At 44.3% G+C, this 7,523-nt stretch carries 8 protein-coding genes; all 8 read right to left on the bottom strand.

Going from position 1 to position 7,523, the window contains the following annotated elements:
• Positions 1-161 precede the first annotated feature (161 nt).
• From CAG69_RS21395 to CAG69_RS21360, 8 genes are read right to left on the bottom strand one after another with little or no spacing between them, the layout of a single operon-like run.
• The gene (locus tag CAG69_RS21395) at positions 162-932 is read right to left on the bottom strand and encodes an EAL domain-containing protein (protein WP_047009608.1); all 771 of its coding nucleotides are present in this window, start codon (positions 930-932) and stop codon (positions 162-164) included.
• 19 nt (positions 933-951) lie between these two features.
• Complete coding sequence (gene flhA / locus CAG69_RS21390; RefSeq protein WP_006741984.1) at positions 952-3,042, bottom strand: flagellar biosynthesis protein FlhA; 2,091 nt, start codon at positions 3,040-3,042, stop codon at positions 952-954.
• 31 nt (positions 3,043-3,073) lie between these two features.
• A complete protein-coding gene (flhB, locus tag CAG69_RS21385; RefSeq protein WP_006741983.1) occupies positions 3,074-4,201 on the bottom strand; it encodes a flagellar biosynthesis protein FlhB in 1,128 nt (375 codons plus the stop codon).
• Positions 4,198-4,974, bottom strand: coding sequence for a flagellar biosynthetic protein FliR (gene fliR / locus CAG69_RS21380; RefSeq protein WP_006741982.1), 777 nt, complete (start codon positions 4,972-4,974; stop codon positions 4,198-4,200). The genes flhB and fliR overlap by 4 nt, the downstream gene beginning before the upstream one ends.
• Positions 4,974-5,243, bottom strand: a complete 270-nt coding sequence (gene fliQ / locus CAG69_RS21375) for a flagellar biosynthesis protein FliQ (protein ID WP_005375036.1) — start codon at positions 5,241-5,243, stop codon at positions 4,974-4,976. Before fliQ ends, fliR begins: the two co-directional genes overlap by 1 nt.
• 13 nt (positions 5,244-5,256) lie before the next feature.
• The gene (fliP, locus tag CAG69_RS21370; protein ID WP_114322775.1) at positions 5,257-6,015 is read right to left on the bottom strand and encodes a flagellar type III secretion system pore protein FliP; all 759 of its coding nucleotides are present in this window, start codon (positions 6,013-6,015) and stop codon (positions 5,257-5,259) included.
• 18 nt (positions 6,016-6,033) lie between these two features.
• A complete protein-coding gene (gene fliN, locus CAG69_RS21365; RefSeq protein WP_005398044.1) occupies positions 6,034-6,405 on the bottom strand; it encodes a flagellar motor switch protein FliN in 372 nt (123 codons plus the stop codon).
• Entirely contained in the window at positions 6,402-7,220 is an 819-nt protein-coding gene (locus CAG69_RS21360) for a FliM/FliN family flagellar motor switch protein (protein ID WP_074190374.1), read from the bottom strand. Before CAG69_RS21360 ends, fliN begins: the two co-directional genes overlap by 4 nt.
• Between the last annotated feature and the right edge of the window lie 303 nt (positions 7,221-7,523).

Below are 7,523 nucleotides of genomic sequence, written 5' to 3'. Positions count from 1 at the left end.
CTTGTATTCCATGAAAATACAGATATAACATCAAATAACCTGAATAAGCCTGACTTAATCAGGGAAGCAGTCATCTATCAATATTGTCGTTCTTCGTTATAAATAAAAAAACAGCGCGAATAATTCGTGCTGTTTTATAAAGATTAATAGTTAAAATTCTGTCATTCCTCACCAAAAGATTGAAAAGAGAGGGAGGTCGGGATGTCACTGAAATAACCAAAGTAATAATTGGCCCCTAACAAGCGATAGCGGTTTAGCTCTGTTTGGCTCGCTACTCGCCCGGCTACCCAAGGGTATTTGTGCTTTCTTAAGAACTTAGCAATCGGTAGGAAAGCATGTCTTTCTTCTTTATCCTCTAACGTGACTGATAGTTTGATCATATCGGGACTAAAGTCAGCGACTCGCTCGAAGTTCACTTGTGATGTCGCGACTTCAAACCAAAGTGAGTAGGCGTTTTCTCTTAACTTCTCTATCAGCGCTGAGACTTTATCATAGGCGCATAGTGTTTTGTCTGCTTGAAGAGAAGGAATTACATGTTGAAAAGCGCAAGAGTGAAACTGAATCATCTGTTCGAGAAAGTATATGCCTGGTTCCCAGAGTAATGCGTCAATTCTTATCGGCACGACGACGTTACTGATTAAGTCGGGGTGAAAGGCTTCTAGCTGAAACTGTGTTTGTCGCAATGCGAGATAAAGGCTGAACAAATCTAGGCAGTACTGCATTTGTTCAGAGAGTTCGAATTGATAGACGCTTTGTTCGCCACGCGTGCCAAATCTCAACGTTAGGTGTTGGAATTCTACCTCTCCTGATTGAGTCTCGCGAATGGCTTGGCACGCGTGTTGAATGTCATTGTGCTTTAAAGCATCAAATACTAATTGATCGTCATCCGTGACGATATGTTGTACTGCGAGACCAACCAAATGTTCGTACATCGCATGTGTTGAAATAAGATTAACCAAGGTTTCCTACCACATTGATTTGTTTGTTTTCTGGAATTTCGTTGTAAGACAATACTGCCAGTCCTTGCGTAAATGTGCGTGCGTAACGAGCCAGAAGTGGACGTAACTGAGGCATAACGAGAAGAATCGGAGGTAATCCCTGTTGTTTGAGCTGTTGTCTTATCAGTGGCAAGTTTTGTTGGAACTGACCAAGAATATTCGGCTCAATTGGGAAGCTGTCTAACATTACTGTACCAGAAGATTGTGCTTGTTGTAGCGAAGTCAGTAGCATTTGTTCTAGTTCATCAGAGAGAGCATAGACATTTAATTCGTTTTTCTGTCCCGCGATCAGGTTTACGAGCGTGCGTTTTAGTGCGCAACGCACATCAGATGCCAGTAAAATCGGGTCTTTAGTGTTTTCCGCGGATTCCAACATTGTGTTAGCAATCGTACGAATATCTTTTAGTGGCACTTGGTCTAGTAACAACTGGCGATATACTTTGAGTTGCTGCGCAGGGTTAAGTGCCGCGGCTAGGGCTTCGGCTAACTTCGGTGCTTGCTGTGTCAAACGTTGCGTCATGGCTTCAACATCGTCGTGCGTGAACAACTCAGCAAGGTTTGTTTTCATTATCTTGCTAATATGAGTCGCGATGACCGTGCCATCATCGACCACTTGATAACCCATGTTCAGCGCTTTCGCTTTGTCTTGATGTTCAATCCATACTGCTGGTAATTGGTAGGCAGGATCACTGCCCAAAATACCATCTACCTCACCGTACGTTTCTCCGACTGCAATCGCCATCAAACGTTCTGGCTCGATAAAGCCTTGTTCAATCACTTCGCCATTGAGAGAAATTGTATACTGATTCGGCTTAAGGCTTAGGTTGTCTCGAATACGCACCTCTGGTAATAAAAAGCCGACTTGTTCAGATAGGTTACGGCGCACACCGCGAATACGCTGTGATAAAGGTGCACCTTGTTCTTTGTTGACTAGGTGAACGAGACGGTAACCCAGGGAAAGTGACAACGTTTGAACATGAGGAATATCTTCCCACGTAAGTGGTGTATCGTCCTCTTGCATGGCTTGTGAAAGTGCTTCGACCTCCTCGATTTGGGAGTCTTGCACGGGCTTTTTCGTTTGACGCCAACCCGCGAAAGCTAAAGCACCCGCGAAAGCAAAAAAGGCCAAATGTGGCATGCCTGGTACCATGCCTATCACAGCCATGATGCCTGCGACGGTAAACAGTGTCGCCGGGGTTGCCAGCAATTGTTTTTGCATGGTTTCCGACATGCCATTATCGCTATCATTAATTCGCGTAACGATAATCGCTGCAGCCGTTGCCAATAGAAGTGACGGAATTTGAGCTACTAAGCCATCACCGATTGTAAGTAGTGCGTAGGTTTTAAAGGCGTCAGATGCTGCGAGTCCATGCTCAAAGACGCCGATGCTGATACCACCAATGATGTTGATAAACAGAATTAGCAAACCAGCGATAGCATCGCCTCGCACAAACTTTGAGGCACCGTCCATCGAACCATGGAAATCGGCTTCGTTAGCGACTTCTTTACGACGCAATCGAGCGGTTTCCTGATCGATAAGACCGGCATTTAAGTCGGCATCAATCGCCATCTGTTTGCCCGGTAAGGCATCCAAAGTAAAGCGCGCTGACACCTCAGAGATACGTTCGCCACCTTTGGTAATTACGACGAAGTTGATGATCATCAAGATAACAAACACCACCATACCAACGACGTAGTTACCGCCAATAACGACTTCACCGAATGCTTGGATGACTTTACCTGCCGCATCCCCCCCATTATGTCCTTCTAGGAGTACGATTCGTGTGGAAGCGACGTTTAGTGTAAGACGCAATAATGTCGCGACTAACAAAATCGTTGGAAAAACTGAGAAGTCTAATGGTCGCTTTGCGGTAGTGCTGACCAGCAATACTAGGATTGCCAAGACGATATTGAAGGTAAACAACGCATCCAATAGCAGGGGAGGCAAAGGTAAAATCACCATTGCCAAAATCATTAGCAAGACAATTGGAATGCCAATGTAGCCTTTGGTTGATGTTTGAAGTTGTTTTAACCGGTTAAGCATACTTTCGTGTCCTTGGATAAACGCGGGTTAATCAGTGCTGCAAATGCTTTGGAATCGAAAAATGAGGCAAAGGAGTTGGCTCTTTTCCTTCACCTTTACGGAAGGCTTTCAATTGCAAAACGTAAGTAAGAATATGTGCCACGGCAATGTACAGTTGGCTTGGGATTGCTTGTTCAATCGCCGTGGTGTGATAGATCGAACGAGTCAACGGTGGTGAGTTGATGATCTCCACCTTGTTTTCTCGGGCGATTCGTTGAATGTGCATGGCTGTTTCGTCTACGCCTTTTGCAACCACAAATGGAGCATCAGAAAGTGAAGGTTCGTACTTCAGAGCGACAGCGTAGTGAGTTGGGTTAGTGATGATCACGTCAGCCGTTGGTACCATCTTATCGATTTTACGGCGTGCAAACTGCTGTTGAATTTGACGGATTCGCTGCTTTACTTCTGGGCGGCCCTCGTTGTTCTTGAATTCCTCCTTCAGCTCTTGTTTGGTCATACGCAGCTCTTTTAGGTGCTCCCAACGTTGGTAGGGAATGTCTACAACACCAAATAACAACAACGCAAACCCCATCAACAGTAACCCTTCAAAGAGAATAGACATCACGAGGGAAAAGCCTTGGCTTAAAGGTAAGTTTTGCATGCCTAGCAGAGGCTGTAAGTGGTTGTCTAAATAGCCATATAAGATGCCGAAGATAACGGCTACTTTGAACGTGGACTTTAAGAGCTCAACCACTGAGCGTGTCGAAAAAATGCGCTTTATCCCACTTAAAGGATTAATTTTGCTCAGCTTTGGCATAACGTTCGCCGGACGGAACATCCAACCGCCTAGTACAAGGCTGCTACCACAGGTCACGATAATAATGACGGTAAACAACGGTAATAACATGTCGATGATTACCGCTAAACTTTGTCCCAATTGCTCGACAAGCTGTTTCGGGTTTTCTAAGTCGGCTCGCGTCAGCATCATGTTGTAGCGAAAAATACCTGACATACTTTCCCAAATGCTATTGAGCTGAGAGTAAAAGTAGAGCGCTACCGCTAGAAATATCACCGCAGTAGTAAACTCTTTAGCACGAGGAATTTGTCCTTCCTGACGTGCTTTTTTTACTTTCTGCGGTGAGGCTTTTTCAGTTTTGTCCTGAGACGATTGATCGCTCATGCGCCCCCCAACATAAAGTTACTCAAGTGTCTGATGGTGTCGTGCACAAGCGCGGTGTAGCGACCCGGCACACCAGATACTGAAATTAATACGCTGAACAGGCCAAGAAGCATCGTCATTGGAAAACCTAACGCATACACGTTGAGTGAGGGGGCGGCGCGATTCATCACACCAAAACTGATGTTGGCTAGGAGCATTGAAACAATAGCAGGCAACGCTAGTGCTAAAGCAGAGGCAAACATCCAACCGAAAATATTTACAACGCCTTGCAGAGAAAGCGATGTGATTCCTGAACCGACCGGCCACACGACAAAACTTTGAATCACGATATCAATGACGAGCAAGTGTCCTTCTAGCGCGAGAAATAACAAGGTTGAAAATATAAGAAATATGCGGCCCAAAATGGCGACAGAAAGTCCGTTGATAGGATCATTCATCATTGCCATACCCAACCCCATTTGCAGAGAAACGACCTGACCAAGCATGGTGAAAACGTTAAAGAGCATGTGCAAAATTAGCCCAAACATCACGCCCCAAATCGCTTGCTCAAAAGCAAGGAATAGAGACGTCATGGAGAACAATTCGACTTGTGGCATGGGTGGCATCAATGGTGCGGTAATCACGACGATCGAGAGTGCCAGTAAGGTACGGATCCAAACGGGAATGATTGCATCACCAAAGAAGGGCATCGAAATAAATACAGCTCCCACACGAAAAAACGGCCACCAGAGTTGACCGAGTATCGCTGAGAGCTCTGCAAATGTGATGGCCATTAGCCAATCATCCCCGGTATGTTGTGGAATAAGAAATCAAACAGTTCCATGATTTTTCGGAGCATCCAATGACCCGCAAAAATCACCATCAATAGCGTAACGAGCAAACGTGGTAAAAAGCTGAGTGTTTGCTCGTTGATTTGTGTGGCGGCCTGGAAAACGGCGATACACAAACCGACAATTAGGCCAGGAACAACCAGTACCGCAACCATCAGAATGATCAGCCATACTGCATCGGAAAATAACGTTACGGTTAGTTCAGGGGTCATAGCATGCTCCTATTTAACCGAAACTGGCAGATAACGTGCCAACCGTCATTGCCCAGCCATCCACGAGTACAAACACCACCAGTTTAAAAGGGAGTGAAACAATCAAAGGTGATAGCATCATCATACCCATTGCCATGAGCACACTGGCGACAACCAAGTCGATAACCAAGAAGGGGATGAAGAGCATAAAGCCAATTTGAAAGGCGGTTTTTAGTTCACTGATGACAAACGCAGGCAAGACAACCGCAAACGAAATATCTTCAACCTTTTGGTCGAGCGGTTCATTGGCAATACGCAGCATTTGCTCAAGAGAGCTTTGATGAGTTTGTGCCAGCATGAACTCTCTCACGGGTTTCTCTGCTACAGAGAATGCTTGTATTAGCGTGATTTCACCATTGTCATACGGTTGAAATGCATTTTCATGAATATCGCTCCAAACAGGTCGCATGATCAGCAAGGTCAATGCCAAAGCAATCCCAACCAATACGCGGTTAGGAGGGCTTTGTTGAAGACCAAGGGCTTGGCGCAAAATCGCGAGGACGACGATAATCCGAGTAAAGCTCGTTGCCATCAGAATGAATGCTGGAAGAAAACTGAGCGCCGTCATCAACAACAGAATTTGCAATTTAACGCTGTATTCTTGCTGTGTGTCGCCATCAGAAACGGACAAGATAGTTAAGCCGTTGTCTGCCGCCATGGTTGGGAAAGCAAACAAAAGTGACACCAGTACCAAAAGAGGTAACCAACGGTGCCAAGCGCTCAGATTTTTCATTGTGATGCCTACCTAAGGTTATTGACCAACGCCACTCAATGCAGAGTCATGTACATCGATCAGACGAAGTCCGTACTTATCATTAACGACGACGACTTCAGCGTGACCCATTAGAGAGCCGTTTACCTTTACGTCTAAAGGCTCACCATTGAGCTTTTCAAGTTCGATAACCGTGCCTTCTCCGGCTTTCATTAAGTCCCCAAGTGGGATTTCTTTGCTTGCAACTTCCAGCGTGACAGTGACGGGAATACTTTTGAAAAAGCTAAGATCACGTTCCGCAGTTGCTGGTTCTTGTTGGAGCGTACTTTCAGCTTCAAAGTCTTCTAATTGAAAATCGTCAAAGTTCAATTCTTCTGCGTCGAATGCATTCGTTTCTGGCGCTTCGCTCATCGCTGCGGTTCCTTATCAGGGTTAAAGATCAAAACAAGTTGGCCGTCTTGCTCAGCAATACGACCTGTAAATAAAGATTGGTTACCAATGCTGACTGGAACCGTATTAAGAAGCTCAATTGGTAAAATATCGTTAGGTTGTAAGCCAACAACGTCGCTCAACGGCATCTTCTTTTTACTTAAAACAACATTCAGTCGAACAGGCGTTGCCTCTAAAGAGCGACAGAATGGTTGGTACAAATCCGTATCGGGCTGCAGTTCAAGCTGCTCGATCAGCGTTTGAATAAGGTGGCTATCTAGTTTGAGATGAATTGAGCCTTGGTGATCGTCAAACGCGATGTTTAATTGCACGTTAATTCCAATCCCTCGGGGCGCTTCGTACTCACCCATTTCCCACATCTCACCAGGTGCAAGCCAACCAATAATGATACGACTGATTCGCTCTTGTAAGCGGAGGTCACTTGCTGTCAGTGTTGTTGCTGAACGCTCAGTGCTGGCGCCATAGAACCGATCTGCCAGTTTTATTAACGTGTGAGAATCTCCATGAACAAATACCATGCCGCCTTCTTGGTGTTGATAGGTTGACGTTTGGTCTTTATCCATTTTTATCGGTGTAAAGCGATGCAAGTCTACAGAGGTTAAGCTAGCTTCCACTTTACTCGTACTGAGCCAATTTTGTAATTCAATCGTAAGGCTGGAACAAGACTCTGAAATCAAGCCTTCAAGCTTTTCACGAATGATATGAATAGGTTTGCCTAATAATTCTACATCAAGTAGTTGAATATCAGAAATAGGCTCGCTAACTCTATTTTCCATTTATATTTTACCGTGCGTTAACAATCGAAACTGTTTTAACTTAATGGCGTGTAGTCTACACAGAAATTTTAATGATCTTTTAGTTTCAAACTCTAAGATTGTGACTTTAGTTCACATGTTGCCTTGAGCATATAGTCTTAATCTTTTAATAAAATTTAAAAAGGGTTAGTTTCCTTTATAAATTGCTTAATAAGAAAATATAAAAATATTAAGCGTTTTTAGTTGTTATTAACTTTTTAAAACCATCTTCATGGTGTAACGGCTAATTTAGATAATTAAAATATAAGACATTGTTTTTAAAGC

Origin of the sequence: Vibrio sp. V43_P6S15P86 (genome assembly GCF_009904725.1) — a bacterium.
Lineage (GTDB): Bacteria > Pseudomonadota > Gammaproteobacteria > Enterobacterales > Vibrionaceae > Vibrio > Vibrio diabolicus.
This window is presented reverse-complemented; position numbering and strand designations above follow the sequence as displayed.